The sequence below is a fragment of the Mesorhizobium sp. M7A.F.Ce.TU.012.03.2.1 genome (assembly GCF_004006095.1).
Lineage (GTDB): Bacteria > Pseudomonadota > Alphaproteobacteria > Rhizobiales > Rhizobiaceae > Mesorhizobium.
In genome coordinates this window covers 5,775,913-5,799,928 of sequence record NZ_CP034779.1, presented here as the reverse complement: position 1 = coordinate 5,799,928, position 24,016 = coordinate 5,775,913, and the positions used below count along the sequence as shown (strand labels likewise).

The following is a 24,016-nucleotide window of genomic DNA, read 5'->3' as shown; positions in this document are numbered from 1 at the left end:
GATCAGCCGGCCTTGCGATCCTGTTTGGACATATATTCTCGAAGCGCTCTGTTGATTGCACCCTGGTAGCCGCGACCATCCGGTGCGCGCCTTTTGAACCAGGCGACGAGGTCAGAATCGAGACGCAGGGTCAGTTGTTGCTTGACCGGCTTGAAATAAGGATTTCGGACGGCGTTCTGCCAGAATTCCTCGGTCAATTCGGGAATGTCGCTCGTGTCGACATCATCCTCTGGTCGCGCCTTCAAAGCCGCGATCTCCGCTTTCTGTGCTTCTGTCAGAGGAGGCGGATTGGCCGGGTCGAATTCATATCGAACGATTTTGCGCATAATGCCTTTTCTCTTTGGACGTAGCTCGCCGCGCTGAAATGATGCGGATCACCTCGATCCCGTCTTCCTCTCGATCTGCGTGTGCAACCAGCAATATCAATGCGGTGTCAACCAAGCCGGTTGTCTGCCAACGATATTCGCCCCCTTCAATTCGATCATGCTCCAATAGCGCGAAAGGATCGGCGAAAACACGAACGGCGGTGTCGAAGCTTACGCCATGCTTGCGGAAATTGGATTTCGCCTTTTCGGCGTCCCATTCAAATCGCAATTTGCGCCTCGTTGACTACAAAAATGTAACTACAAATTGCCATTACGTCAAGGTCGACCGATGTAAGCATTCTATCGATGTAAGCATTCTAATGAGCCCGCCAGCCGTAGAGCCAGTCCAGATCCGCCGCGAGTTTTTCCGACGAGCGCACCTTCAGGAACACATTGCGCGCAATCGCCACTGGACCCGAGGCATGCCAGGCCAGCCGGTTGACAGCGCCGCGTCGGGCGACCTGCGCGACACGCGGCCGCCGAGACTGCTCCCAGACGGCAAGTGCGGCCAGGGGGTCGGCAGGGAAGTCGGCGATGATGTCGGCAAGCGTCGCCGCATCCTCGATCGCCATCGCCGCACCTTGCGCAGCGAATGGGGTCATCGCATGCGCGGCGTCGCCGATCAGCGCAATGCCGTTCGGTGTTGTCCAGGGCTGTTGCGGGTCAACAGTGTGGATCGGCCATGCGGTCCACGGGCCGGCCTGCTCGACCAGACGGGCAAGTTCTGCCGCGGTGCCGCGCAGGGCTCGGGTCAGGATCCCGGCGTCGGCGTTGCCGGACCAGCCCTCGGCAATGCGGTCGCCCCTGGTGAAGGCCGCGAGATTGAAGGCCGCACCCTTGCTGACGGGATAGGCCACCATATGGAAGCCGGGATGCAGGAAGGTGGTGACGCAATTGGTTACACCGATCGCGGCAAAGGCTTGTCCGGCAGCGCTTTCGGCGGCAATGGTCGCGCGCCAGGCCAGCTCGCCGGAAAAATGGCTTGTCGGCAAGGCCGCCTTTTTGGCCGAATCGACAAGTGCGCGCACCGACGACCAGACACCATCGGCTCCGATCAGCAGGAAGCCCTCAGCCTTGATGGTTTTGCCGTCGATCTCGGCCGTCGCGGTGATGCCATGGGGGCCGGTGGCAGCGCTGCTGACGCGGGCGCCGGTGGTAAGATGGATATCCGGTATCTCGGAAACCCGTGCCATCAGCGCGCTCTGCAGATCAGCCCTGTGAGCGACGAGATAGGGCGCCTGCCAGCGCGTTTCGGCGGCTTGCCCCAACGGCACCCGCGCCAGTTCGCGCAACGTCGCGGCGTCCTTCAGGACCACCGCTTCCGGCCGCACCGTTGCCGGCAGCAGCTTGTCGAGCACACCAAGCTGGCGAAGGATGCGTGTCGCGTTGGGAGAAAGCTGGATGCCGGCGCCTGCCGCTTCCAGGCGCTGCACCTGTTCGAACACTTTCACAGGGTAGCCGCGTTCGGCGAAAGCCAGCGCTGCGGTTAGCCCGGCGACTCCCGCCCCGGCGATGACGACTTGCCGGGAGCGCGTGTCGTTCATCGGGCTGGCCGCGAAAGACTCAGGCGGCCTGTTCTATGTAGATGCAGCCGGCCGGCAGCGTTTCCGTTGCCTTCAGCTTCGGAGAATAGCGGTAGAGCGTCGAGCAATAGGGGCAGACTTTTTCGTTGTCGTCGCCCATGTCCAGAAACACATGCGGGTGGTCGAAAGGCGGATTGGCGCCCGTGCACATGAATTCCTTCACGCCGATGTCGATTGCCTGATAGCCCGCATCGTTCTGAAAATGGGGAATGGAACCGCCTGCCATCGTCGTCTCCTTAACGCAGTCTCGTCTGCATCTGGATCATATCAGGGCTCTTTGCAAGTTCGATGAAATGAAACTGTCGCAAAAGCCTGTCAGAGGATAAGTTAAGCCGGTTAACGCATGGCCCCGAAGACCGACACCGGTTTTCGGCAAGGACCATGCGTCGCCTTGGAGTGGCAGAGCGTCCTTTGCGCCTCCTGAATGACGTGCGGCGCTTTAGCTGGCTGACGGTGTGGAAGAGCGGGAATCATGAACGAACTGAAGCCGGTGCAGAACGAATTCGTGGATGTCGAGGTGGCTCGCCCGGAGGGCGGCAATCCGGACCGGTTTGTCAACCGCGAGTTTTCCTGGCTGCAGTTCAACCGGCGCGTCCTCGAGGAGTCGCTGAACCTCAATCATCCGCTGCTGGAGCGCGTCCGCTTCCTGTCGATCTCGGCCGCCAATCTCGACGAGTTCTTCATGGTCCGTGTTGCCGGTCTTGCCGGCCAGGTACGAGAAGGCATTACGCTGAAGAGCCCTGACGGCCGCACCCCCGAACAGCAGCTCGAACAGCTGCTGCGTGAGGTCGAGCGGCTGCAGGAAGACCAGCAGAAGAGCCTTTCGGCGCTTACCGTGCTGCTCAACAAGGAAGGCATCGAGAGCATCACCCGCGATGCGCTGACCAAGGACGAGAAAATCTGGCTGGAAGACCATTTCCAGGAACAGGTTTTCCCGGTGCTCACCCCGCTGTCGATCGATCCGGCGCACCCGTTCCCGTTCATTCCCAATCTCGGCTTCTCGATGGCGCTGCAATTGCGCCATCGCAAGAATGGTGAGGAGATGAGCGCGCTGCTGCGCCTGCCGGTGGCGCTGAAGCGCTTCATCCGCCTGCCGGACCGCAAGCATCATGTCCGCTTCATCCCGCTGGAAGAGGCGGTCGGCCTCTATATCGGCAAGCTCTTCCCCGGCTATGAGGTCAAGGGCTCCGGCACGTTTCGCATCATTCGCGACAGCGATATCGAGGTCGAGGAGGAGTCCGAGGACCTCGTGCGCCTGTTCGAAACGGCGCTGAAGCGGCGGCGGCGCGGTTCGGTGATCCGCATCGAATTCGACAGGCTGATGCCTGGCGAATTGCGCGACTTCGTGGCAGGCGAGCTTGGCGTGTCGTCGAGCCGCATCAGCGTGCTCACCGGGCCGCTGGCGCTCAGCCAGATTTCCGAGATCGTCGCCGTCCCTCGCGACGACCTGAAATTCATGCCCTACAATCCGCGTTTTCCCGAGCGTATCCGCGAGCATGGCGGCGATTGTTTCGCCGCCATCCGCGAGAAGGACATCGTCGTCCATCACCCTTACGAATCGTTTGACGTCGTGGTGCAGTTCCTGCGCCAGGCGATGGCCGATCCGGAAGTGGTGGCGATCAAGCAGACGCTTTACCGCACCTCCAATGACAGCCCGATCGTGCGTGCGCTGGTCGACGCGGCCGAGGCCGGCAAGTCGGTCACCGCGCTGGTCGAGCTCAAGGCGCGTTTCGACGAAGAAGCCAACATTCGCTGGGCGCGCGATCTGGAGCGTGCCGGCGTGCAGGTCGTGTTCGGCTTTCTCGAGCTGAAAACCCATTCGAAAATGTCGCTGGTGGTTCGGCGCGAGGACGGCAAGCTGCGCAACTACGTGCACCTCGGCACCGGCAACTACCATCCGGTAACGGCGCGCATCTACACCGACCTGTCCTTCTTCACCACCGATCCGACGATTGCCCGCGATGTCGCCCAGCTCTTCAATTTCATTACCGGCTATGCCGAGCCGACGGACGAAATGCGGCTGGCGATCTCGCCGTTCACGCTGAGAAGCCGCATCCTCAAGCACATTGCCGACGAGATTGCCTACGCGGTGCAGGGGAAACCGGCGCGCATCTGGATGAAGATGAACGCACTCGTCGATCCGATCATCATCGACGCGCTCTACGATGCCAGCCGCGCCGGCGTCGAGATCGACCTTGTCGTGCGCGGCATCTGCTGCCTGCGGCCGCAGGTTCCGGGCCTGTCGGAAAACATCCGCGTAAAATCAATCGTCGGCCGTTTTCTCGAGCACAGCCGCATCTATTGTTTCGGCAACGGTCACGGCCTGCCGTCGGACGAAGCAATCGTCTACATCTCCTCGGCCGATCTGATGCCGCGCAATCTCGACCGCCGCGTCGAAACCATGGTGCCGATCACGAATCCAACTGTGCACGAACAGATCCTTGGCCAGATCATGCTGGGCAACATCATGGACAATCAGCAAAGTTTCGACGTATTGGCTGATGGAACCTCCCGGCGCGTCGTGCTGGAGGAGGGCGAGGAACCGTTCAACGCGCAGGAATATTTCATGACCAATCCGAGCCTGTCGGGACGGGGTGACGCGCTGAAGTCGCATGCGCCCAAGCGCATTGCGCAGTTCAAGCGCCGCAAGAAGAACGCCGCAGCGTCCGGCTGATGCTGTCTGATTCCCAAGGCCGGCTGCAGGACCGCCGACCGCTGTCCATCATCGACATCGGATCGAACTCGATCCGCCTCGTCGTCTATGAGGGGCTGGCGCGCTCGCCGACCATGCTGTTCAACGAAAAGATGCTGGCCGGTCTCGGCCGGGGCATCGTTTCGACCGGCAAGCTCGACCCCGAGGCGGTGACGCGCTCGATGGAAGAGTTCCGTCGCTTTCGCGCGCTTTCCGACCAGGCCGGCGCCGAGCAGATGTATGTGCTGGCCACCGCCGCGGCCCGCGAGGCGGTCAATGGCCCTGATTTCATTCACCGCGCCGAGGAGGTGCTGAAGACTGAGATCCGTGTCATCAGCGGCCGTCAGGAAGCGTATTATTCGGCGCTCGGCGTCATTTCCGGCTTCCATCCGGCCGATGGCATCGCCGGCGATCTGGGCGGCGGCAGTCTCGAACTGGTCGACGTCGCCGGCGAAGCGATCGGCGACGGCATCACGCTGCCGCTGGGCGGCTTGCGCCTGCAGGACATGGCGAAGAACTCGCTGACTCAGGCGGCGAAGATCGCGCGTGACGAACTGGCGAAGGCCAAGCTGTTGAAAGGCGGGCAGGGCAGGCCCTTCTACGCCGTCGGCGGCACCTGGCGAAATCTCGCCCGGCTGCACATGGAAATGACCAACTATCCGCTTGGTGTCATGCACCATTACGAGATCTCGGCCGAAAGCGCGGCGAATTTCCTCAAGCAGGTGGCCAAAGCCGAGATCGAGAAGGTCAAGGGCATCGAAGGCGTTTCCAAGAACCGCCGTTCGCTGCTGCCCTATGGCGCCGTCGTGCTGCAGGAGATCATGGCGGCGATGCAGCCGTCGAAGATCATCGTCTCGGCGCTCGGCGTGCGCGAAGGCTTTCTCTATTCGCTGCTCGACGAGGCGGAGCAGAAGGCCGATCCGCTGATTTCGGCCTCGGAGGAGCTTGCACGCCTGCGCTCGCGCTCCGTCACCCATGCGCATGAACTTGTCGACTGGACCGCCAAAACCTTTGCCGCCTTCGGCATCGACGAGACCGAGGACGAGGCGCGCTACCGCCACGCGGCCGCATTGCTGGCCGATATCGGCTGGCGCGCGCACCCCGAATATCGCGGCAAGCAATCGCTCAACATCATTGCGCACGCCTCCTTCTTCGGCGTCGACCATCCCGGCCGCGCTTTCCTGGCCATGGCCAACGCCTATCGTCACGACGGCATTTTCAACGAAGCCATCGCCCCCGAGATCAAGGCGCTGGCGCCGCCGCGTTATCTGGAGCGGGCGCGCGTACTCGCCGCGATGATGCGCGTCGTCTACCTGCTGACGGCGTCGATGCCCGGCATCATGCCCAGGCTGAAATGGGAACAGCGCGCCAACGGCGTGCTGGCGCTGGTCTTGCCGGCGTCGCTGGCCGATCTCTATGGCGAGCGGCCGGCCGGGCGCCTGGCGCAACTGGCAAGGATAACCAACCGCCGGCTGGTGCTGGCTGTTGAGGGTGGGCCCAGCATGTCGGTGAAATAGGCGCTGGCTGGTAGCAGACCGTGTCTTATCTGACTTAAGCGGAGACCTGCCCGGTCGTCTCAGCGTTGGCGGCATCGCGTTTGTAGACCGGCTTCCCCCAATCCGTCGCTGCTTCGCAGCGCCACCTTTCCCCCCTCCGGAGGGAAAGGAAGGGAGCCCCGTTGGAAGAGCGTTGGCGGCAACAGGTTCGCGCCCTTCCTCCACCCCGTCGATCGGGGGAGAGATGGCTCGGCGAAGCCGAGACGGAGTGGGGGTCGACCAGCTCGGGCGCGTGTAAGCAAAGATATCAAACCGCACCCCGCCCGTCGGCCGACCAGGCTCCGGCGCCGGCCATGGCCAGCGCAATAAACCCGCCTGCTATCGCAATGTCCTTCATCAGCATCTGCTGGTGCAGGAAGGCGAGCATCGCGTCGCCGCCGCCCTGGCCATAGTGGCCGATGAAGCCGGCGGCAATGCAGAAGGCGGCGAGCAGCAGCGCCGTGACCCGGGTCTGGAAACCGACCAGGATGAGCAGCCCCGCGATCAGTTCGCACAGTCCCGTGCCCCAGGCAGCAAGTGCCGGCAGCGGCAGGCCGAGGCCGGCGAAATAACCTGTGGTGCCCGCAATGTCGCTCAATGCCTGGAAACCGGAAGGCACGAACAGGGCGGCGAGCAGCAACCGGGAGAGCAGGAGCAGCGCGTCGCGGGGCATGTTCACCTCCATCGTCGGCCGCCGGCCGACGACATCCCGATAGCCTCGATCCTATCAGAAAACTCCGGCCGACAGATCGGCGGGCATGTACCAACAACGAAAAAGCGGCGCGGAAAATTCCGCGCCGCTTTTTTGTTCGGCTATTGCCAGTTTTTGGATCAGCCGCGCTTGGCGTCGATCGAATAGGCGCCGGCGCCCGAGGAAGCCAGCAGGAGGAAGCCGCCCGCAATCGCGAGGTTCTTGAGAAACTGGATCATCTGCATCTGGTCGGCCCAACCGGTATGGGCGACCAAACCGGTAGCGACGGTGAAGATCGCCAGCACCCAGGCAACAATCCGGGTCTTGAAGCCGACGAGGATGGCGAGGCCGCCGAGAAGCTCGATCAGGCCGACGACAATGGCCGTTACGGTCGGCAAGGGCAGGCCGAGGGCACCGAAATAGCCGGCCGTGCCGGTGATGGCGGTCAGCTTGCCGAAGCCTGAAAGCAGGAAGATGACGGCAAGCAGGACGCGGCCGAGGAGGATGGTGGTCGAGGCATTGGATGCGCCGGAACCGGCGACTGAAGTGTTGATGGACATGGTGGCTCTCCGGGATGGGTTGATACCGGGGAGATAGCGCAAGCCGACTGTTCACCAAAGCCACCAGGTTGGCGACACATTGTTCACAGTACTTACGTTTCCGTGATCGGGCGGCCTGCGCAAAATTCGCTTCGCGTCACGTCGTGACGGGAGTAAATTCTCCCGTCACGAATTACCGGGCTTTTGGTTGACGCAATTCCGGACGGAAAACCGCAAGGCACTTTTCCTGGAATTGCCTACCCCGGATGCGTCATGTCCTCCGGCCGCACCAGCCGATCGTAGTCGGCCTCGCTGACCAGCCCGGTGGCGAGCGCTTCCTCGCGCAAAGTGGTGCCCTTCTTGTGCGCGGTCTTGGCGATCTTGGCGGCATTGTCGTAGCCGATGGTCGGCGCCAGCGCCGTCACCAGCATCAGCGAGCGGTCGAGTGCCGCCTTGATGTTGTCTTCGCGGGCCTCGATGCCGACGACGCAATTGTCGGTGAAGGAGACCGAGGCGTCGGCGAGCAGCTGCACCGACTGCAGGAAGTTGTAGGCCATCAGCGGGTTGTAGACGTTGAGCTCGAAATGACCCTGGCTGCCGGCGAAGGTGAGCGCCGCATTGTTGCCGAACACCTGCACGCAGACCTGCGTCAGCGCCTCGCATTGGGTCGGGTTGACCTTGCCCGGCATGATGGACGAGCCCGGTTCGTTTTCCGGCAGCGACAGTTCGCCGAGGCCCGAACGCGGGCCGGACCCGAGGAACCGGATGTCGTTGGCGATCTTGAACAGTGCGGCGGCCGCCGCATTGATGGCGCCGTGCGAAAACACCATGGAATCATGGGCCGCGAGCGCCTCGAACTTGTTCGGCGCGGTGACGAAGGCAATGCCGGTGATGGAGGCGATGCGATCCGCCACCCGTTCGGCGAAGCCGACCGGCGCGTTGAGGCCGGTGCCGACGGCGGTGCCGCCCTGCGCCAGTTCCTGCAGGCCGGGCAGCGTCAGCTCGATGCGCTTGATCGACGAGGCGACCTGCGCGGCGTAGCCCGAAAATTCCTGGCCGAGGGTCAGGGGGGTGGCATCCTGCGTGTGCGTGCGGCCGATCTTGATGATGTGATTGAACTCTCTGCTCTTGGCGGCGAGCGCCTTGTGCAGGTGCTTCAGCGCCGGCAACAGATCGTGCACGATGCGTTCGGCGCAGGCGATGTGCATGGCCGTCGGATAGGTGTCGTTCGACGACTGGCTCATATTGACGTGGTCGTTGGGATGCACCGGCTTCTTGGAGCCCATCACGCCGCCCAGCATCTCGATCGCCCGGTTGGAGATCACCTCGTTGGCGTTCATGTTGGACTGTGTGCCCGAGCCGGTCTGCCAGACCACCAGCGGGAAATGCTCATCGAGCTTGCCGTCGATGACCTCTTGCGCCGCCTCGACAATGGTCTTGCCGATCGAAGGATCAAGGCGTTTGAGCTCCATGTTGGCCTCGGCCGCCGCCCGCTTGACGATGCCCAGCGCGCGCACGATCGACGCCGGCTGCTTCTCCCAGCCGATCTTGAAATTGCCGAGCGAACGCTGCGCCTGCGCGCCCCAGTACCGGTCGGCGGCGACTTCGATGGGACCGAACGTGTCGGTTTCGGTTCTGGTCTTTGCAGCGGTCACAGGTCTCTCCTTGTCGAAGTCGGCAACGGCGTATCGCGTTGCACAAACGGCTTCAAGCGGAGATTGCGGGCGGCGAGGATGCAAATCGGTTGAAGGTGTGCTGGTGATCTCCCTCCTCGAGGGGGAGATGTCGCCGAAGGCGACAGAGGGGGTCGGTTCGACCGGGCGCGACCTCCTGCCGCCGCCGGAAGAAGGTTGGCGCTCCATGTGAGGCGACCCCCTCTGGCCTGCCCGTCCTCCGCAGCAGCTGCGCTGCAGCTGCGGAGGGTGGACCGGCCATCTCCCCCTCAAGGAGGGAGAAAAGCAGCTCACCCCGCCGTATAACCCCCGTCAATGGAGAAGATGCCGCCGCTGGTCCAGGCCGCCTCGTCGTTAGCGAGATAGACCGCGATACCGGCCAGATCGTCGGGGCGGCCGATTCTGCCGAGCGGATAGCTGCGCTCGACATAGGCCTTCAGTTCCGCCTTTGCCTCGGCCGGCAAATTGTCGACTGTCTTGCGCCGCATGGCGGTGTCGACCGTGCCGGGCGCGATGGCGTTGACGCGGATGCCGCGCGGGCCGAGTTCGAAGGCGAGCGACTTGGTCAGCGAGTTCAACGCGCCCTTCGACAGGGAATAGAGGCTCGACGGCCGCTTCGGGATCATCTTGTTGGCGAAATAGGACGAGATGTTGATCACCGATGCGCCGGCCGCCAGATGCGGCAGCAGGCCCTGGGTGAGGAAGAACACAGCAGTGACATTCAGCGCGAAGGATTGCTGGAACTGCGCCTCGCTGACGGTTTCGAACGGCACCAGGAAAGCCACTCCGGCATTGTTGACGAGGATATCGATAGGCGTGCCCGATTTTTTTACGTGCTCGATGACGGCCGCAATGCCGGCCGAGGTGGCAAGATCGGCCGACAGCGTCTCGATAGTGCCGCCGAGCTGCTTGCGGGCGGCGTCGAGCTTTTCGGTGTCGCGGCCGACGATCAGGACGTCCGCGCCCTCGCGCAAAAAGGCCTCGGCGATCGCCAAGCCGATACCGTCCGACCCACCGGTGACCAGCGCGCGCTTGTTGTGAAGTCTCATCGGATGCTCCAAGGCTACTCTGGCCGCCGCGGAGCACCGCATATCAGCGGGCGAGGTCAAGCGGCCAGCCTATCCGGTAGTGGGTCAGTTTGAAATCTGTCTCGCCTGAACGTGGCTCAGCAGTGAGACGACATATCGTTCCATATCAAGCCTGCGAGCGGTTCCAAGTACACTTGCCCAGGTATCCTGCGGACCGGCGCCAGAGGCGATCATGGCCGGTGCGTTGTGAAATGAATCCGCGAGCATACGAGCTCTGGATAGATCATCGGTCGCGCGAATTTCGACGAGGACGATGCAAAGAACCCTCAGGATATTTTCATTCGTGATGGGTTGAGGATCAATCAGTTGAGACACCTTTCTTTCGGTACGCCCCCGAGCCGCTGGCTTTTCGGCTTCCTTCGCCTCGATCAGCGCAACGATATCGCTAATCTCCCAAAGCTTGCCAGTCACGCCGGCGGCCATCGCGGGCGTCATGCGCATGAAGCATGAATGCGGACAAAGTTGTAATACATGAAGTGCAGGGGCAACGGCGTTGGCGTGAGCTTCCACTGCCGTTGGTCAGGCGCGTGAAGCGGCGCATATGCATCCGCATAGTCCGGTTTTGGCGTTCGGCAAATGACGTGCTGACGTGCTTGATGTCTGGATTACCTTCGATCCACTCTTTCCGCGCACCAGTGCATTCGGCGGGGCTATGCACTCGATTGTCATACGCCGTCCCATACGTTTCTGTAAGCATATAGGAGTTCACGGCGGGTCACGACAACGGCATTCGCGGCATCAAATTTCAAACTGACCCACTACCGCCTATCCCACGGTATGAACTTCGGTGACGGGCTCCCGCCGGGCCAGCCGGCCCGCGACATAATTCTTGACCTGGCGGACGGCCTGTTCGCGCGAGACGCTGCCCGGCTGCAGGCCGAGCCGCAGCCAAAGCCCGTCGATCAGCGCCGTGACGCCAAGCGCGATGTCGTCGGCATCCGCCGGCGAGGCGAGGCCGTGCAGGCCCGACAACAGGTTCGAGCGCATGCGCGCATGAATCACCCGCTGGATACGGGCCATCTTCTCGTCGCGCGGCACCTCGGCGCAGAGCGACAGCCAGGCATGGCACAGAGGCGGCTGGAACAGATGCTCCTCGAAATTGCCCTCGATCACCGCATCCATGCGCTCCATCGGCGTACGCGCCCGGCGAAGCCGCGCGATCACCGCCTGGCACAGGACGGCATTGGCTTCGCGCATCGCGTGCTCGAACAGTTCCTGCTTGTTGCGGAAATAGTGCAGCACGATGCCTTTGGAGGCACCTGCCTGGGCGGCCACTTTTTCCAGGGTCGCGCCGGCAATGCCCTCGCGCTCCAGAACCACGAAGGCCGCCTGCCGCAGCTCCTTGCGGCGTATCTCACTGAGACGCTTGAGTTTCACGGGATTGGTCCATGCATTTCGAATCCACGTTGACATTTTCGTCCGCTCAGATCAAGAATTGACCCATGGGACAATAAAAAGACCAATTGGTCAATTTAACGAATGAGGAGAACCGAAATGTTGCGCATCTTTGCAAATGGCGTCTGCCTTGCCGCCCTCATGTTGGCCACTCATGCGGCCCAGGCGGCCGAGGCCGAAGAGTGCAGGACGGTCCGCATGGCCGAACCCGGATGGAACGACCTTGCCTTCACCACGGGGGTCGCCAACGTCCTGTTGGAGGCGCTCGGCTATCAGCCGCAAAGCCAGGTGCTCGGCATCAATGTCATCTACGAGGGCATGAAGAACAGGGACCTCGACCTGTTCCTGGGCTACTGGGATCCGGCCATGGTCACCTATTACGAGCCCTACAAGAAGGACGGCTCGGTCGAAAATGTGCGCGTCAATCTCGTGGGCGCCAAATACACCTTCGCCGTTCCGACCTACGCCTGGGATGCCGGCGTCAAGGACATTTCCGACCTGCACAAATTCGCCGACAAGTTCGGCAAGAAAATGTACGGCATCGAGCCCGGTTCAAACCAGTTGATGATGGACGCCATCGCCGATCCCGCCTTTGGCCTGGACGGCTGGCAAGTGGTCGAGTCCAGCGAAGCCGGCATGCTTTCCGAGGTCGGCTACGAGATCAAGGAAAAGCAGTTCATCGTCTTCCAGGGCTGGGCGCCGCATCCGATGAACACGATGTACGACTTCAAGTACCTGACCGGCGGCGACAAGTTCTTCGGCCCGAACTTCGGCGCCGCGACGGTGACGACGCAGGTGCGCAAGGGCTATCTCGAGCAATGCCCGAACGTCGCGCAATTCCTCAGGAATCTCGCCTTCGACATCGATTTCGAGAATGTCGGCATGGGCTATCTGATCAATGACGGCATGAAGCCGGAGGACGGCGCGCTGAAGGCAATCACGGCCAACAAAAGCCGCCTCGACGCCTGGCTCGCCGGCGTCACCACCTTCGACGGCCAACCCGGCCTCGCCGCGGTCAAGGAAAAGCTCGGTCTGTGAGAGCGGCGGTGCTTGATGCTTTGCCGGAGCAGGGCGCCTGGGCCGGCCGCAAGCAATTCGTCACTGTCGGCGATCTCGACATCGCCTATGTCGAGGTATCAGGCGCCGAGCCGGCACTGCTGTTGGTGCACGGCTTCACCGACACCAGCCGCAGTTTTTCGCTTCTGGCGCCATATCTGGCCGGCCGTCGTCTGATCATGCCGGATCTGCGCGGCCACGGCGCCTCGCAGGCTGGCAAGAACTGCGGCATCGCCGATCTTGCCGATGATATGGCCGGGCTGATCCAGAGTTTACAACTCGACCGACCGGTCGTGGTCGGCCATTCGCTGGGCGCCATGGTGGCTGTCGCCTTGGCTGCGGGGCACAAGGAGTTGATCGGCGGGCTGGTGGTCCTGGCCGGCACGTTGAAGCCCGATTTCGCGCCGGGTCATCCGCTGGTCGCGGGCGTCGAGGCCCTGCGCGACCCGATATCGCCGGCCGATCCGTTCTATGCCTGGTGGCATGCCTGTCGTCCCGACGTGCCAGCAGCCTTTCTCGCCGGCTTGGCGCAAGAGGCCTCGGCGATGCCGACCCCGCGCTGGCGCGCGATTCTCGAGGAAATCCGATGCGCCGACCTGACCGATGCTGCACGAGCCGTGCAAGCCCGGACGCTGATCATCGCCGGCGCCTGCGACCCGCTGTTCGGCGAGGCGCACCAGCAGGCGTTGCAATCCGCCCTTGCCGGAGCCGTCTTCGTTCGGGCCGAGAGCTGTGGCCACAACCCGCATTGGGAAGACCCGGTCCTTGTCGCAAAGGCGATCATCGAGGCATTTGAAGTCTAACGCCCGACCAATGATTGCGATGTGGGCGACAGCCGCAAAGTCTCCGTTTGTTTGGTCAGGCCGAGCTGCGCGGCCTGCAAAAAACCCCGCCATGCCGGAGAAGCGGCAAGCGCAGCCTGGTGGCGGGCATGCGCCTCGGTGCTGGCAAAACCCATGACGCTGATGAAGACGTTTTCATCAGCCCGTACCGGCAGGCGCGGAAAACTGTTTTCGGCATGCTCGGTAACGAAAGCGGCGAGCAGGCGTGCGTCGGCCGTCATCAGGCACGCCGTCTCAATCTCGAAGCGAGTGGCGAAATCTGCCTCCGTGCCGGGCTGCAAATGATGAATCTCGATGACAACGATGCCGGTCAGCGGTTTGTTTGGAATGGGCTTTTTATCGTCGGCCAGGCTTGGCCGCTGCGCGCCAGCTAGGTCGAAGCCGGCGCCCGGCCACGCCGGCTTCAGCAGCAGCACATCGTCGGAATCGATCATCGTTGCGTTGGCCGCATGGCTGTGCGCCGCCCAGACCGGCCCGCCATAAAAAGCGGCGAGAGCATTTTTCCGCGCATCCATGTCGTCGAAGCCGCGCATCCAGACGAACATGTCAGGCCGATCGAGGTCCCGGAACTGGCCGATGATGGTCATGCCGGCGTCCTCCTGGCCCTCGATCAGCCTGCCGTCGAAGATGCCGATGAGCGTGTCGCGCTTGCCGGGCTTCAGCGTGTATCGCCGAAGCTCGACGACAGGCGAAGCGAGCGCCGAGGGTTTCGTCGCAACGTTCTGGGGCAGGTTCATCCGACATTCTCAAAAACAGGGTGATCGTCCTGTTTTGTAAAAAAGACCGGTTGTCCTGTTTTGTCAACATGCTAAAGTTCGGCAATGTCAGCAGAGATGACCGTCCAGCCAAAACCGCGCCCGGGAAAACGCACCAACGACCCTGAAGGCATGCGCAAGAAAGTGCTCGATGTCGCCGAGGACGCGTTCCAGGCGCGCGGCTATCACGCCTCCAGCATCGGCGATCTGATGGCGGCGGCTGATGTCAGCGGCGGCGCGCTGCATCACCATTTCCCGACCAAGAAGGCGCTGGCGCTGGCGGTGATCGACGAGCGTGTGGCCGCAGCGGTCGAAGAGACATGGATCGCGCCTGTGCTGGCGGCGGCGTCGGCCCGCGAGGGCGTGCGCTCGGTGTTCGAGGCCGTGGCGGCGGAACTGGAGCAGCAGGGTTTCGTGCGCGGCTGCCCGCTCAACAATCTGGCGCACGAACTGTCGCTTGCCGATCCCGATTTCCGCATTGCCCTTTCCGGTATCTTTGCCGGGTGGCGGCGCGCGATTGCCGACAAGGTGCGTGCCGACCAGCAGGCGGGCAAGGATGGGGGCACGGACCCCGAACGCTTCGCCGCGCTGACGGTCGCCGCCTATTCCGGGGCGATGTCGATGGCCAAGACGGCGCAGGATGCCGGTGTGCTGCGGGATTGCCTGGCGGGGCTGGAGCGCAGCGCGCCATCGCCATCGCAGGGCGGATTGGCAGCCAGGCGACGCAACAGGATACTGCCACGGCCGAGAACCTCTTGACTTTGCGGCGCTGCGTTCTTCATCCGATGCCGGGCGAGGTGGGGAACGCCGGGCTCTGGTTCAGCTACTCGGCCAGCGGCTTGATCGTCTCGTAGCCGTTGACGGATTCCGAACCGGTGCCTTCATCGTAGCGCCGCGCGAGCGCGGCTTGCAGATCGGGCGCATAAAGGGCGGTGAATGAATCCAGCGTCTCGCCGGCGCCGTTCTTGAAGGTCTCCTTGACCGCCAGGACATTGTATTTGCAGTCGCCCAGACTGAATGTCTCCTTGCCCTTGACGACAAGGCTCAGCGTCTTTGTGCCCTTCGGCGGCTTGTTCGGCGACAACTCGACGAACTCTATCGTGGCCTTTGCCCCCGCCTTCAGCGGGAACAGCTTTCGCAGATCGGAAAACGGGATCATCGCCTGCCGGCCGGTGTCGCTGTCGCGAAACACCTCGATCAGGCCGGCGAACAGATATTGGGTCTGGGGCGATTGCGATTCGTAGGTGTTGGCAACCGACATCATCCCGCCGGCCACGGGCCGAAATTCGCTGTGGATGCCGGGTCTCGCCAGAACGAAACCCTTCCTGGCGGACTTGGCGTCGACGCAACCGGCGGCATGCGCGGTGCTCGCGCACAGCATCGCGGCCAGGATCATGCAGATAGGTGCGGCTTTCATCTTTCGTCCTCCTCCGCTTGCGCAAGCGAGACATGCCAGACCCGTGGCGTCATGTCGATGATGGCGCAGAGGCGCTGGACGACCGGCTGCTGTCCATGCTGAATCAGCAGATGATGAATCGCCGTTCGACTGGATCGCTTTCCCGACGCAACTTCCTGGTACAGGCTGCAGGATTTGCCGCGGCCGGCGCCTTGCCGCGGCCGGCCTTCGGCCAGACCGGGCAACGCGTCCAGTCGATCGACGCCACCTTCCTGTTCATCGCCGATGTCCATGCCTGCCGCATGGCGAGCGGCTTGAGTCCCAACTGCCTGCAGGAAGGCAAGACCGACGCCGCGCTGCTGCGCAACGTGGCGGTGCTGAATGCGCTTGGCGACAAGGACTGGCCGGCCGAGATCAATGGCGTCGCCACCGGCCTGCGTTCCGCCGGCAAGATAGGTACGCCGCTCGGCCTCGTCGTCGGCGGCGACGTCACCGACGATGGCGGCGGCCAGATCACGCAGCCGAGCGAGGGCACCCAACTGCTCCAGTTCAGCCAGCGCTACAGCCAGGGCGTCGGCCCGGATCGCGTGCACATGCCGGTCTATGTCGGGCTCGGCAACCATGATCTCGACCAGAACGGGCCGCCGCACCATGTCGACTGGTACCGGCGCGAACTGCGCGACTATGTCGAGGTCAACCATCGCGCCGGCGTGTTCTTCAAGCCGCCGGTGCCGGCCACCGACTACGATGTCGACACCGACTGCTACTCCTGGGACTGGGGCGGCCTGCATCTGATCCAGACGCATCGTTTCGCCGGCGATACCGGCCACGGCGCCGAGAGCAGCCTGCCATGGCTGAAGCAGGACCTGGCGACCTATGCGGCGGACGGCCGTCCGGTCGTCCTGTTCCAGCATTATGGCTGGGACACTTTTTCGGTGGAACGCTGGGATGCCGCCAAGAGCCACTTCGATGATGACGGCACCGGTGCGCCGCATTGGTGGAGCGAGGCCGACCGGCAGGCGTTGCTGGCGGCGCTGAACGGCTACAATGTCGTCGGCATTTTCCACGGCCACCAGCACGAAACGCCGCTGATCTATCGCAGGGACGGGATCGACCTGTTCAAGCCGAAGGCTGCCTATATGGGCGGTTTCGCGCTGGCCAGGGTGACCAGCGACGGTATGGACGTGGTGCTGGGCGAGGCGACCGGCGATCATGGCGAGGTTGCCTTCACCAATGCTTTCAGCACGGGCTGGAGCACATGAAAAAGGCGGCCTTCGCGGCCGCCTTTCCCTCGATAAAGCGCGTTTCTCGATGTCGGATCAGAGCGCCTTCTTGACCTCGTCCTTGACGTCGCCATAGGCCTTCTGCATCTTGCCGGCGATCCGGTCGCCCGTGCCTTCGGCCTGGGTCTGCCTGTTGCCGGTCGCCTTGCCTGCGGCTTCCTTGACCGAGCCTTTGACCTGCTTGGCCACGCCCGCAACCTGATCCTTGTTCACCATTTTTGCGCATCTCCTGGGGTGTGAATTCGGAGGAATTCATTTGCGGGTAGCCAACGGGCCGGCGTCGGTTAGGTTCCAGGCGTCGCCCGGACGGCAGAGAAGGTCGCGCGGCCGCCGCCTGGGGCAAGGTCGGTGGGCTAGGCTGTGAACACGCGTTGGCAATGGGATTTTCGAGGCCAGGCGTGCGGGGAGAAAAATGGCAGAATTTACGCTCTATATCGGCAACAAGTGTTTCTCCTCATGGTCGCTGCGGCCATGGCTGGCGATGAGGCATCTGGAGATCCCGTTCGAGGAAGGTTTCGTGCGGCTGCGCACGCCTGAAACCTTTGCCAATCTGGCGAAAGTGTCGCCGACAGGTCAGGTGCCGGTGCTGAATCACAATGGCAAGATCGTCTGGGAAACCCTTGCCATCCTTGAATATCTTGCCGACCTGTTTCCCGAAAAAAAGCTCTGGCCGGCCGATATCGACGCCCGTGCGCTGGCGCGTTCGGCCGCGACCGAGATGCATTCCGGCTTTCGTGAGGTTCGCTATGGCTGGCCGATGAATTTGCGTCGGCCGAAGGGCCACAAGCCGCTTGAGGCCGAGGGCGAGGCGCAACGCGCCCGCATCGAGGCGCTGTGGCGCCAGTGCCGGGAAAAATACGGCAAGGGCGGCCCGTTCCTGTTCGGCCACTTCACCGCGGCCGATGCCATGTATGCGCCTGTCGTCACCCGTTTCGACACCTATGGCGGCACGCTGGCGCCGGATACGCGCGCCTATGTCGACGCCGTGCTGGCAACGCCGGCGATGCGCCACTGGTATGCCGAGGCGGCCAGGGAGACGTGGCCGGAACCCGGTCCGGACGAATAGGATCCAAACGAAAACGCCCCTCGCACCTTTTATCGTGCGGGGGGCGTCTTTGCCATCAACTGTTATTCGATTGCTCTCATGAACTGCCGATGACACCGAATAAATGCGCGTCTGCGCAGATGGTTCCTGGATGCCGGAAAACTTTTCTCAAGTTGGCGCAAGCGCGCTGTTTGGCGTCCGATCTGCCGTCATGCCAGGTGTTTTGGCCAGGTGGTTTGGGAGAATTCCGCAGCTGTGGCTTTATGCAAATTTGACAGCGCGCCAAAAGAAGCCTATAAGCAAATCGTCGATATTTGTTTGACTGACTTTTGTTATCCGCGCTTTCGAGCGCGCCTTTGACGAACTTCCCACATCAAAAATCGGGACAAACGACGTTGTGCATCCGCATGGCGTCGAACGAATATTTGCCATGGAAAGGGTTCGTCATGAGCACCGGCACAGTTAAATGGTTCAACGCCACCAAAGGTTTTGGTTTTATTCAGCCTGACGACGGCTCGGCCGACGTTTTTGTCCACATCTCGGCCGTAGAGCGCGCCGGCATGCGCGACATCGTCGAGGGCCAGAAGCTCGGCTACGAGATGGTCCGCGACAACAAGTCGGGCAAGATGTCCGCCGACCAGTTGAAGGCGGCCTGAAAAAAGAATTCAGCTCTCCCGGTGACCACGGATGTACTGGCACCGGTGAGTGGCGAATTCGGGCGCATGGCCGCGGAGACCTGAGTTTCCACGGCATATCATGCGCATGAGAGGGGCGTTTCGTGCATCCCGGTGCATCCTTTTTGGATGGTCATCTGGTTGCGCGGCGCCTTACGGAAGGTCAGGCGGTGCCTGGCCTTTTTCATTTTGCGGGCCTCGCCGCCGAAAGTGCGCTGCGCGCCAGCCTGGACGTGCTAAGGGACGCTCCAGCAATTTGAATTCGCCGCGCGTATTGCTTTGTGCGTGATCCTGACCGAAGACCCGGTCTCGCTCCATCGGCACAGGCTCCTGACAGGAGAAAGATTTGACCACCAGTTCAAAGACAACCGTCGATCAGGCCGTGTCCCTGTTCAGCAAGACGCAAACCCAGTCGATGTCGCTCAACCGCATCAATTCCGAGCGCGACGCCGTCAGCGAGGCACGTGAAGCCAAGACCGCGCGTCTGCGCGAATTGCGGCTGGAGAAGGAGGCCGACGAGATGGCCGCCGCCGCCGCGCTAGCCGCTTTGCCGAAGCGGGCCGGAAGACGCTGATGGCTACCAAACGCGTACCGCCAACACCGATCGCCGCCGACGCAACCATTGCCGATATGGTCGAAGGCCTCGACAAGCCGGTCGAATTCGTCCGGCGTGTGCTGGAAAAGCTCGAACGCTGCAAGCGTGCCCACGGTGATGCCCAGGTGCGCGTCGGCGTGCGTGGCCGCGCCGAATGCCCGAACTACCTGATCGAATATGTCCGCGAAGACGCCAAGACCCATGAGCGGGTGACTTATCAGGACGCCGCCTACAGCGGCAGCACGCATCGCGAGCTGGCGGCCCATCACATCGAGGCGGTGAAAAACTGGTCGCCCGAGGAAATGAACATCACGGCTGTTTCGGCGCTGATCGGCCGCCTGCGCAATCCGCGCGCCCCATCATCGCGCTTCGCCGACGAGGACTGACATGGCCATAAAATTCTCCTCCAAGGATCAGACAGCAGCCTCGGGTGCTGCGGCAAAACCGGCCAAGCCGGTTGCCGCGCCGAAGGCCGGCGACGCCACCGAGGCCGCGACCGATCTGTTCAAGTCGCCGGCGGATTCGCCGAAGGGCAAGACGGCTAAGAAGAAATAGCGCCTTGCCGCAAGACGCCGATCAAAACCCCGCCGCGCCGGGGCTGTCCGCCCTGGTGGCCGCCGCGAGCGTTTTGTCGTCGCAACACGGCACCTTCGATTGCCAAAGCTGCGGTGCCTGCTGTTCCTATTCGGCCGAGTGGCCGCGCTTTTCCACCGAGGATGACGCACAGCTCGACCGTATCCCGGAAAAATATGTCGCATCTGACCTGTCAGGCATGCGCTGCGAGGGCGTGCGCTGCTCGGCGCTGTCCGGCGAGATCGGCAAGTCGACCGCTTGCGGCATCTACGACGTCCGGCCGGATGTCTGTCGCGCCTGCATGCCCGGCGACGAGGAGTGCCTGATGGCACGCCAGGCGCTCGGGTTACCGGTGTAGCCAATCTCCAATCGCCTCCGCTTGTGCGCCGACCCGCAGCCCGATACCTTCCTGGTTGGGTAGGGTGCCGGAGGAACCATCGTGAGCATCGAATTTCTGTTGACGTCCCTGATTGTCGTGGCTTCGCCCGGCACCGGCGTTCTCTACACGCTGAGCGCCGGCCTCTCGCGCGGTGCGCGAGCCAGCGTCATCGCCGCCTTCGGCTGCACGCTCGGCATCATCCCGCACATGGCCGCTGCCATCACTGGCCTGGCGGCGCTGCTGCACACCAGTGCGCTCGCCTTCGAGACGCTGAAATATCTCGGCGTCGCCTACCTGCTCTACATGGCCTGGAACACACTCAAGGAAAATGGTGGCCTCAGCGTCGACCAGGATGTGACGCCGCGTTCGGCCGGCAAGGTGATTGCCGCCGGCATCCTCGTCAACGTGCTCAATCCGAAACTCTCGATCTTCTTCTTCGCCTTCCTGCCGCAATTCGTCAGCACCACGGAGCCCAACGCGCTGTCGAAGATGCTGGAGCTGAGTTCCGTCTTCATGCTTTTGACCTTCGTGGTTTTCGTCGGCTACGGCATCTTCGCCGCCTCGATCCGCAGCCACGTCGTCTCGCGGCCAATGGTGTTGACCTGGATGCGCCGGACTTTCGCCGGCGCCTTCGTCATGCTTGGCGCGAAGCTGGCGCTGGCGGATCGGTAGAGCCACGGGGAGCGGCTCAGTCTTGCTGATCCGCTCGCCTTGTTGCGCTGTTCCGGGCGATGCCCTTTGGGAAATTGCTCGGCGCGCTACCCCTTCACATAGCCCATCGCTTCGACGATCCGCCCGTCGGCCACGCGCATGAGGTTGACGCCGCGCAGCGAATTGCCGTCGGCCATGAAATAGCGCCAGCGGATCGTTGCCCGGTCCCCGGCAACGAAGGTTTCCTCGATATCGAAGCGCGTGCCGGCCTGGGTCGCGATCGCCGTCCAAAGCCCGACGCACGCCGCTTGACCGGCATAACGGGCGCCGTCCGGCGCCGGCACGGTGTTCTCGATCACGCAATCCTCAGCCACCAATTCGGCGAGTGCCGAGGGATCATGGCGTTGGAATACGTCGTTGTAGCGCCGCATGATCTCGGCCGTCTGCTGGGACAGATCGTACGCGGTTGCGTCCAGACAAGCTCCTGTGTCATCTTCTTCCTCCTGGCTTCATTGGCCTTTGGTGGCTTCAACGAGCGTTGCGTTGAGGGTGATCTGAGACACGCCGGCAAGGGCCCGCGAAACGAGGCAGCCCGCCTTGGCGGACTGTGCAAGGCGCTCGAATTCATCTGCGGCGAGTCCTGCGGCCTCCACCTCGGTTTCGAGTTCGATCCGGGTGATCGTCGGCCCGGCCGCGGTCGCGCCGAGATGCACCTTGGCGATCGTGTGGATATTGCGGGCAACATGGCCGGCGCCGCCCAGTATGGCGCTCAGCGCCATCGAGAAGCAGCCTGCATGCGCTGCGGCGATCAGCTCTTCCGGGTTGGTGCCCGGACCGTTCTCGAAGCGCGACGGGAAGGAATAGGCGCCTTCGAAGACGCCGCTGCCGAGCCGCAGCCGGCCCGCCCCTTCCTTCAGCGTGCCTTGCCATTTGGCCGAGGCTTCACGAATTGTCATTGTCGTTCTCCCTTGGTTTGAGGACTTGATGGGTCAGGCGCCGTCGATGATCACCTTCCCGAAGACGTCGCCCTGCTGGAAATAGCGGTAGGCATCGCCGGCCTCGGTGAAGGCGAAGACCTTGTCGATGACGGGCCGCAGGCGATGCTGCGAGACGGCGCGCAGCATGGCTTCGAGATTGGTCCGGTTGCCGACGAACAGGCGGCTGATGGTAGCGAGGCTGCGCTGGTAGAGTGCCGCCGGCAGCTGGATCGATCCGCCTTTCGCATCCTGCAGCGTCAAGAGCACGATGTGCCCGTAAAGCGTGCTGGCGATCAGCGACTGAGCGAAGGTCGCCGGGCCACCGGTCTCGACGACGAGATCGATGCCGCCGGTCTGGTCGCGGACGGCCGCGCCCCATTGCGGCATATCCGATGTCGAGATCACCAGATCGGCGCCCAGCGCCCGCAGTCTGTCGGCTTTCTCGCCGCGCGAGGTGACGGCGACGACACGGCAGCCGAGCAGCTTGGCGAACTGCAGTGCAAACAGCGAGACGCCGCCCGAGCCGATGACCAGAACCCATTGGCCGGGCTTCGGAATTCCGGCGCCCATCACCGCATTCCAGCCGGTCAGGCCGGCACAGGTCAGCGTTGCCGCCTCATGCCAGTCGAGATGATCGGGCAGCCGCACCGCCCATTGTTCGTCGAGAACGGCGTATTCGGTCAGCATGCCATCCAGCGTGCAGCCGAGCTGATCGATGAGTCCGGCATGGATGCGGCCGTCGATCCATCGGGCGAAATAGCTGCCGGTCACGCGGTCGCCGACAGCAAAGCGGGTGACGGTATCGCCAATGGCGACAATGTCACCGGCCCCGTCGCTCAGCGGAACGACGCCTTGGCGCGGCGGCAGCGGATAGGTGCCGTTGAGGATCATCGTATCGCGCCGGTTGAGCGAGGTGGCGCGAACGCGCACCACGATCTCATGCGGCCTCGGCTCCGGCTGCGCCGTGTCGCGCAGCATCAGGGGTTCGGTCCCAGACCCTTCGAGACGGTAGCTCCGCATGCGTTCTCCCCAGAAATATATAGACTGATCTACATATTATGTAGACCGATTGTCATATTTTGCGCAAGGCCTATAATGATTCCTGCTGACAGAGGTTGACATGGCAAACGACACCCGCACCCGCATACTCGAGACGACTGGGCTGCTGCTCAGGCAGCGCGGCTATCACGGCACCTCGCTCAACGACATATTGAGCGCCAGCGGCGCGCCGCGAGGCTCGCTCTATTTTCATTTTCCCGGCGGCAAGGACCAACTGGTCATCGAGGTGACGCGCGCCAGCGTTGCCGACGTGACGGAGAGGCTGGGCGAAGCGCTGGCTGCCGAAAAGGATCCGGCGGTGGCCGTCCATCATATCTACCAGTCGGTGGGGCGCATGCTGGAAGACAACCAGTTTTCGCTCGGCTGTCCGATCGCGCCTGTCGTGCTGGACTCGCCCACCGACGTGCCGGAACTGGCGGAGTTGTGCCGCTCGGCCTTCGAACATTGGATAGGCCTGCTGCGGGACGCCTTCGTCAGGGCAGGGGTGCCCGAGCGCCGCGCGCATGCATTGGCACTGCTGGTCGAATCGTCGCTGGAAGGGCTGATGGTGATCGCCCGCGCCACCCGAGACCGCGCCCCGGTACAGGCCGTGGCCGATGAGGTCGCGGCGCTGATCGAAGCCGCGGTGCTTGCCGGCGAGGTAAAGCAACCCGCGGATGCCGCCGTCTGAGAGACGGCCACAGCGACTGCTGCGCAAAACAAAAAGGGCGGCATCTCTGCCGCCCTTTCCGTGTTCTGAAGACAGATGGAAGCGTGGATTAGAAATCCATGCCGCCCATGCCGCCCATGCCGCCGCCCATGCCGCCAGGCATGCCGCCGCCGCCAGCCGACTCCTTCTTCGGAGCCTCCGCGATCATGGCTTCGGTGGTGACCAGCAGGCCGGCGACCGAAGCCGCGTCCTGGAGAGCCGTGCGAACGACCTTGACCGGATCGACGATACCCATGGCGATCATGTCGCCATATTCGCCGGTCTGGGCGTTGTAGCCGAAGGTCAAGCCCTTGTTCTCAAGGATCTTGCCGGCAACGATCGATGCTTCCGCACCGGCGTTGGCCGCGATCTGGCGGGCCGGAGCCTGCAGCGCACGACGAACGATGTTGATGCCGGCGGCCTGGTCGGCGTTGACGCCGGTGGCCTTGATGTTGGCCGAAGCGCGCAGCAGGGCTACGCCA

The 24,016-nt window shown here is 62.9% G+C and carries 30 protein-coding genes and 1 pseudogene; 14 read left to right on the top strand and 17 right to left on the bottom strand.

Translation table 11 applies throughout. The annotated features are described in order from the left end of the window. Positions 1-2 precede the first annotated feature (2 nt). From EJ079_RS28830 to EJ079_RS28815, 4 genes are all read right to left on the bottom strand, one after another. Positions 3-326 (bottom strand): BrnA antitoxin family protein, encoded by a 324-nt coding sequence (locus EJ079_RS28830; RefSeq protein ID WP_127810807.1) that lies wholly within the window; start codon positions 324-326, stop codon positions 3-5. Next, positions 304-594 carry a BrnT family toxin gene (locus EJ079_RS28825; protein ID WP_127810806.1) on the bottom strand — a complete coding sequence of 97 codons (291 nt, stop codon included), beginning with the start codon at positions 592-594 and terminating at the stop codon, positions 304-306. Before EJ079_RS28825 ends, EJ079_RS28830 begins: the two co-directional genes overlap by 23 nt. An 88-nt stretch (positions 595-682) precedes the next feature. Further along, positions 683-1,909, bottom strand: a complete 1,227-nt coding sequence (locus tag EJ079_RS28820; protein WP_127810805.1) for an FAD-dependent monooxygenase — start codon at positions 1,907-1,909, stop codon at positions 683-685. Between the two features lie 19 nt (positions 1,910-1,928). Continuing rightward, positions 1,929-2,174: a zinc-finger domain-containing protein gene (locus tag EJ079_RS28815; RefSeq protein WP_027037845.1), complete on the bottom strand. Its 246-nt coding sequence runs from the start codon at positions 2,172-2,174 to the stop codon at positions 1,929-1,931. Positions 2,175-2,420: 246 nt separating this feature from the next. Here EJ079_RS28815 and EJ079_RS28810 point away from each other — a divergent pair, with 246 nt between their 5' ends. Together EJ079_RS28810 and ppx are read left to right on the top strand one after the other, a co-directional pair. Beyond that, positions 2,421-4,622, top strand: coding sequence for an RNA degradosome polyphosphate kinase (locus EJ079_RS28810; RefSeq protein WP_127810804.1), 2,202 nt, complete (start codon positions 2,421-2,423; stop codon positions 4,620-4,622). Next, complete coding sequence (ppx, locus tag EJ079_RS28805) at positions 4,622-6,157, top strand: exopolyphosphatase (protein ID WP_127270757.1); 1,536 nt, start codon at positions 4,622-4,624, stop codon at positions 6,155-6,157. Before EJ079_RS28810 ends, ppx begins: the two co-directional genes overlap by 1 nt. Positions 6,158-6,443: 286 nt before the next feature. On the opposite strand, the gene EJ079_RS28800 is transcribed toward ppx, so the two are convergent. From EJ079_RS28800 to betI, 6 genes and pseudogenes are all read right to left on the bottom strand, one after another. Further along, the gene (locus EJ079_RS28800) at positions 6,444-6,848 is read right to left on the bottom strand and encodes a DoxX family protein (protein WP_127810803.1); all 405 of its coding nucleotides are present in this window, start codon (positions 6,846-6,848) and stop codon (positions 6,444-6,446) included. 158 nt (positions 6,849-7,006) lie between these two features. Continuing rightward, positions 7,007-7,426, bottom strand: coding sequence for a DoxX family protein (locus EJ079_RS28795; protein ID WP_027037841.1), 420 nt, complete (start codon positions 7,424-7,426; stop codon positions 7,007-7,009). Positions 7,427-7,662: 236 nt separating this feature from the next. Beyond that, positions 7,663-9,060 carry a class II fumarate hydratase gene (gene fumC / locus EJ079_RS28790; protein WP_127810802.1) on the bottom strand — a complete coding sequence of 466 codons (1,398 nt, stop codon included), beginning with the start codon at positions 9,058-9,060 and terminating at the stop codon, positions 7,663-7,665. A 308-nt stretch (positions 9,061-9,368) separates the two neighbouring features. Next, a complete protein-coding gene (locus EJ079_RS28785) occupies positions 9,369-10,127 on the bottom strand; it encodes an SDR family oxidoreductase (RefSeq protein WP_127810801.1) in 759 nt (252 codons plus the stop codon). A 393-nt stretch (positions 10,128-10,520) separates the two neighbouring features. Then, positions 10,521-10,815, bottom strand: a pseudogene (locus EJ079_RS34070) (IS1 family transposase); the annotation flags it as partial. A 116-nt stretch (positions 10,816-10,931) separates the two neighbouring features. After that, complete coding sequence (gene betI / locus EJ079_RS28775) at positions 10,932-11,579, bottom strand: transcriptional regulator BetI (protein WP_127810799.1); 648 nt, start codon at positions 11,577-11,579, stop codon at positions 10,932-10,934. A gap of 81 nt (positions 11,580-11,660) precedes the next feature. Between betI and choX the strand changes: the two genes are divergently transcribed. Both choX and EJ079_RS28765 read left to right on the top strand, forming a co-directional pair. Then, positions 11,661-12,599: a choline ABC transporter substrate-binding protein gene (gene choX / locus EJ079_RS28770; protein WP_127810798.1), complete on the top strand. Its 939-nt coding sequence runs from the start codon at positions 11,661-11,663 to the stop codon at positions 12,597-12,599. 8 nt (positions 12,600-12,607) lie between these two features. After that, a complete protein-coding gene (locus EJ079_RS28765) occupies positions 12,608-13,420 on the top strand; it encodes an alpha/beta hydrolase (protein ID WP_127810797.1) in 813 nt (270 codons plus the stop codon). Here the strand turns inward: EJ079_RS28765 and EJ079_RS28760 are convergent. Beyond that, complete coding sequence (locus tag EJ079_RS28760; RefSeq protein ID WP_127810796.1) at positions 13,417-14,196, bottom strand: NIPSNAP family protein; 780 nt, start codon at positions 14,194-14,196, stop codon at positions 13,417-13,419. The genes EJ079_RS28765 and EJ079_RS28760 overlap by 4 nt on opposite strands. Before the next feature lie 96 nt (positions 14,197-14,292). On the opposite strand from EJ079_RS28760, the gene EJ079_RS28755 reads away from it, so the two are divergent. After that, a complete protein-coding gene (locus EJ079_RS28755; protein ID WP_127811409.1) occupies positions 14,293-14,973 on the top strand; it encodes a TetR/AcrR family transcriptional regulator in 681 nt (226 codons plus the stop codon). Between the two features lie 64 nt (positions 14,974-15,037). Here EJ079_RS28755 and EJ079_RS28750 read toward each other — a convergent pair whose 3' ends face one another. Further along, the gene (locus EJ079_RS28750) at positions 15,038-15,631 is read right to left on the bottom strand and encodes a hypothetical protein (RefSeq protein ID WP_127810795.1); all 594 of its coding nucleotides are present in this window, start codon (positions 15,629-15,631) and stop codon (positions 15,038-15,040) included. A 110-nt stretch (positions 15,632-15,741) separates the two neighbouring features. On the opposite strand from EJ079_RS28750, the gene EJ079_RS28745 reads away from it, so the two are divergent. After that, positions 15,742-16,872, top strand: coding sequence for a metallophosphoesterase (locus tag EJ079_RS28745; RefSeq protein WP_164874010.1), 1,131 nt, complete (start codon positions 15,742-15,744; stop codon positions 16,870-16,872). Between the two features lie 57 nt (positions 16,873-16,929). Here EJ079_RS28745 and EJ079_RS28740 read toward each other — a convergent pair whose 3' ends face one another. Next, positions 16,930-17,109 (bottom strand): CsbD family protein, encoded by a 180-nt coding sequence (locus EJ079_RS28740; RefSeq protein ID WP_127810793.1) that lies wholly within the window; start codon positions 17,107-17,109, stop codon positions 16,930-16,932. Between the two features lie 196 nt (positions 17,110-17,305). Between EJ079_RS28740 and EJ079_RS28735 the strand changes: the two genes are divergently transcribed. From EJ079_RS28735 to EJ079_RS28705, 7 genes are all read left to right on the top strand, one after another. Beyond that, on the top strand, positions 17,306-17,959 hold the full coding sequence (locus tag EJ079_RS28735; protein WP_127810792.1) for a glutathione S-transferase family protein: 654 nt from the start codon (positions 17,306-17,308) through the stop codon (positions 17,957-17,959). A 425-nt stretch (positions 17,960-18,384) separates the two neighbouring features. Next, on the top strand, positions 18,385-18,594 hold the full coding sequence (locus tag EJ079_RS28730) for a cold-shock protein (RefSeq protein ID WP_010915421.1): 210 nt from the start codon (positions 18,385-18,387) through the stop codon (positions 18,592-18,594). Between the two features lie 364 nt (positions 18,595-18,958). Continuing rightward, positions 18,959-19,186, top strand: coding sequence for a hypothetical protein (locus EJ079_RS28725; RefSeq protein WP_013532399.1), 228 nt, complete (start codon positions 18,959-18,961; stop codon positions 19,184-19,186). Then, positions 19,186-19,593 (top strand): hypothetical protein, encoded by a 408-nt coding sequence (locus EJ079_RS28720; RefSeq protein WP_013532398.1) that lies wholly within the window; start codon positions 19,186-19,188, stop codon positions 19,591-19,593. Before EJ079_RS28725 ends, EJ079_RS28720 begins: the two co-directional genes overlap by 1 nt. A 1-nt stretch (position 19,594) precedes the next feature. Next, positions 19,595-19,762, top strand: a complete 168-nt coding sequence (locus tag EJ079_RS28715; RefSeq protein WP_127319514.1) for a hypothetical protein — start codon at positions 19,595-19,597, stop codon at positions 19,760-19,762. 55 nt (positions 19,763-19,817) lie between these two features. Further along, a complete protein-coding gene (locus tag EJ079_RS28710; protein ID WP_164874009.1) occupies positions 19,818-20,138 on the top strand; it encodes a YkgJ family cysteine cluster protein in 321 nt (106 codons plus the stop codon). Positions 20,139-20,219: 81 nt separating this feature from the next. After that, a complete protein-coding gene (locus tag EJ079_RS28705) occupies positions 20,220-20,831 on the top strand; it encodes a LysE family translocator (RefSeq protein WP_127810791.1) in 612 nt (203 codons plus the stop codon). Positions 20,832-20,917: 86 nt separating this feature from the next. Here the strand turns inward: EJ079_RS28705 and EJ079_RS28700 are convergent, their stop codons facing one another. From EJ079_RS28700 to EJ079_RS28690, 3 genes are all read right to left on the bottom strand, one after another. Continuing rightward, complete coding sequence (locus tag EJ079_RS28700; protein WP_245481748.1) at positions 20,918-21,241, bottom strand: nuclear transport factor 2 family protein; 324 nt, start codon at positions 21,239-21,241, stop codon at positions 20,918-20,920. 78 nt (positions 21,242-21,319) lie between these two features. Then, positions 21,320-21,766, bottom strand: coding sequence for an OsmC family protein (locus tag EJ079_RS28695; RefSeq protein ID WP_127810790.1), 447 nt, complete (start codon positions 21,764-21,766; stop codon positions 21,320-21,322). Positions 21,767-21,799: 33 nt separating this feature from the next. Continuing rightward, positions 21,800-22,807, bottom strand: coding sequence for an NAD(P)-dependent alcohol dehydrogenase (locus tag EJ079_RS28690; RefSeq protein ID WP_127810789.1), 1,008 nt, complete (start codon positions 22,805-22,807; stop codon positions 21,800-21,802). Between the two features lie 100 nt (positions 22,808-22,907). Here EJ079_RS28690 and EJ079_RS28685 point away from each other — a divergent pair, with 100 nt between their 5' ends. Then, complete coding sequence (locus EJ079_RS28685) at positions 22,908-23,516, top strand: TetR/AcrR family transcriptional regulator (protein ID WP_127810788.1); 609 nt, start codon at positions 22,908-22,910, stop codon at positions 23,514-23,516. An 88-nt stretch (positions 23,517-23,604) separates the two neighbouring features. On the opposite strand, the gene EJ079_RS28680 is transcribed toward EJ079_RS28685, so the two are convergent. Beyond that, positions 23,605-24,016: TCP-1/cpn60 chaperonin family protein (locus tag EJ079_RS28680; RefSeq protein WP_281040142.1), on the bottom strand; the 412-nt coding region annotated here is incomplete at its 5' end.

What these genes read in the sequence shown, in the direction of transcription:
- EJ079_RS28695 (WP_127810790.1), bottom strand. Translation starts at nt 21,766, where the DNA reads ATGACAATTCGTGAAGCCTCGGCCAAATGGCAAGGCACGCTGAAGGAA.
- EJ079_RS28730 (WP_010915421.1), top strand. Translation starts at nt 18,385, where the DNA reads ATGAGCACCGGCACAGTTAAATGGTTCAACGCCACCAAAGGTTTTGGT.
- ppx (WP_127270757.1), top strand. Translation starts at nt 4,622, where the DNA reads ATGCTGTCTGATTCCCAAGGCCGGCTGCAGGACCGCCGACCGCTGTCC.
- choX (WP_127810798.1), top strand. Translation starts at nt 11,661, where the DNA reads ATGTTGCGCATCTTTGCAAATGGCGTCTGCCTTGCCGCCCTCATGTTG.
- EJ079_RS28810 (WP_127810804.1), top strand. Translation starts at nt 2,421, where the DNA reads ATGAACGAACTGAAGCCGGTGCAGAACGAATTCGTGGATGTCGAGGTG.
- EJ079_RS28720 (WP_013532398.1), top strand. Translation starts at nt 19,186, where the DNA reads ATGGCTACCAAACGCGTACCGCCAACACCGATCGCCGCCGACGCAACC.
- EJ079_RS28760 (WP_127810796.1), bottom strand. Translation starts at nt 14,196, where the DNA reads ATGAACCTGCCCCAGAACGTTGCGACGAAACCCTCGGCGCTCGCTTCG.
- EJ079_RS28785 (WP_127810801.1), bottom strand. Translation starts at nt 10,127, where the DNA reads ATGAGACTTCACAACAAGCGCGCGCTGGTCACCGGTGGGTCGGACGGT.
- EJ079_RS28815 (WP_027037845.1), bottom strand. Translation starts at nt 2,174, where the DNA reads ATGGCAGGCGGTTCCATTCCCCATTTTCAGAACGATGCGGGCTATCAG.
- EJ079_RS28685 (WP_127810788.1), top strand. Translation starts at nt 22,908, where the DNA reads ATGGCAAACGACACCCGCACCCGCATACTCGAGACGACTGGGCTGCTG.
- EJ079_RS28820 (WP_127810805.1), bottom strand. Translation starts at nt 1,909, where the DNA reads ATGAACGACACGCGCTCCCGGCAAGTCGTCATCGCCGGGGCGGGAGTC.
- EJ079_RS28755 (WP_127811409.1), top strand. Translation starts at nt 14,293, where the DNA reads ATGACCGTCCAGCCAAAACCGCGCCCGGGAAAACGCACCAACGACCCT.
- EJ079_RS28745 (WP_164874010.1), top strand. Translation starts at nt 15,742, where the DNA reads ATGATGAATCGCCGTTCGACTGGATCGCTTTCCCGACGCAACTTCCTG.
- EJ079_RS28740 (WP_127810793.1), bottom strand. Translation starts at nt 17,109, where the DNA reads ATGGTGAACAAGGATCAGGTTGCGGGCGTGGCCAAGCAGGTCAAAGGC.
- EJ079_RS28800 (WP_127810803.1), bottom strand. Translation starts at nt 6,848, where the DNA reads ATGCCCCGCGACGCGCTGCTCCTGCTCTCCCGGTTGCTGCTCGCCGCC.
- EJ079_RS28830 (WP_127810807.1), bottom strand. Translation starts at nt 326, where the DNA reads ATGCGCAAAATCGTTCGATATGAATTCGACCCGGCCAATCCGCCTCCT.
- EJ079_RS28690 (WP_127810789.1), bottom strand. Translation starts at nt 22,807, where the DNA reads ATGCGGAGCTACCGTCTCGAAGGGTCTGGGACCGAACCCCTGATGCTG.
- betI (WP_127810799.1), bottom strand. Translation starts at nt 11,579, where the DNA reads ATGTCAACGTGGATTCGAAATGCATGGACCAATCCCGTGAAACTCAAG.
- EJ079_RS28735 (WP_127810792.1), top strand. Translation starts at nt 17,306, where the DNA reads ATGGCAGAATTTACGCTCTATATCGGCAACAAGTGTTTCTCCTCATGG.
- EJ079_RS28795 (WP_027037841.1), bottom strand. Translation starts at nt 7,426, where the DNA reads ATGTCCATCAACACTTCAGTCGCCGGTTCCGGCGCATCCAATGCCTCG.
- EJ079_RS28750 (WP_127810795.1), bottom strand. Translation starts at nt 15,631, where the DNA reads ATGAAAGCCGCACCTATCTGCATGATCCTGGCCGCGATGCTGTGCGCG.
- EJ079_RS28700 (WP_245481748.1), bottom strand. Translation starts at nt 21,241, where the DNA reads ATGCGGCGCTACAACGACGTATTCCAACGCCATGATCCCTCGGCACTC.
- EJ079_RS28715 (WP_127319514.1), top strand. Translation starts at nt 19,595, where the DNA reads ATGGCCATAAAATTCTCCTCCAAGGATCAGACAGCAGCCTCGGGTGCT.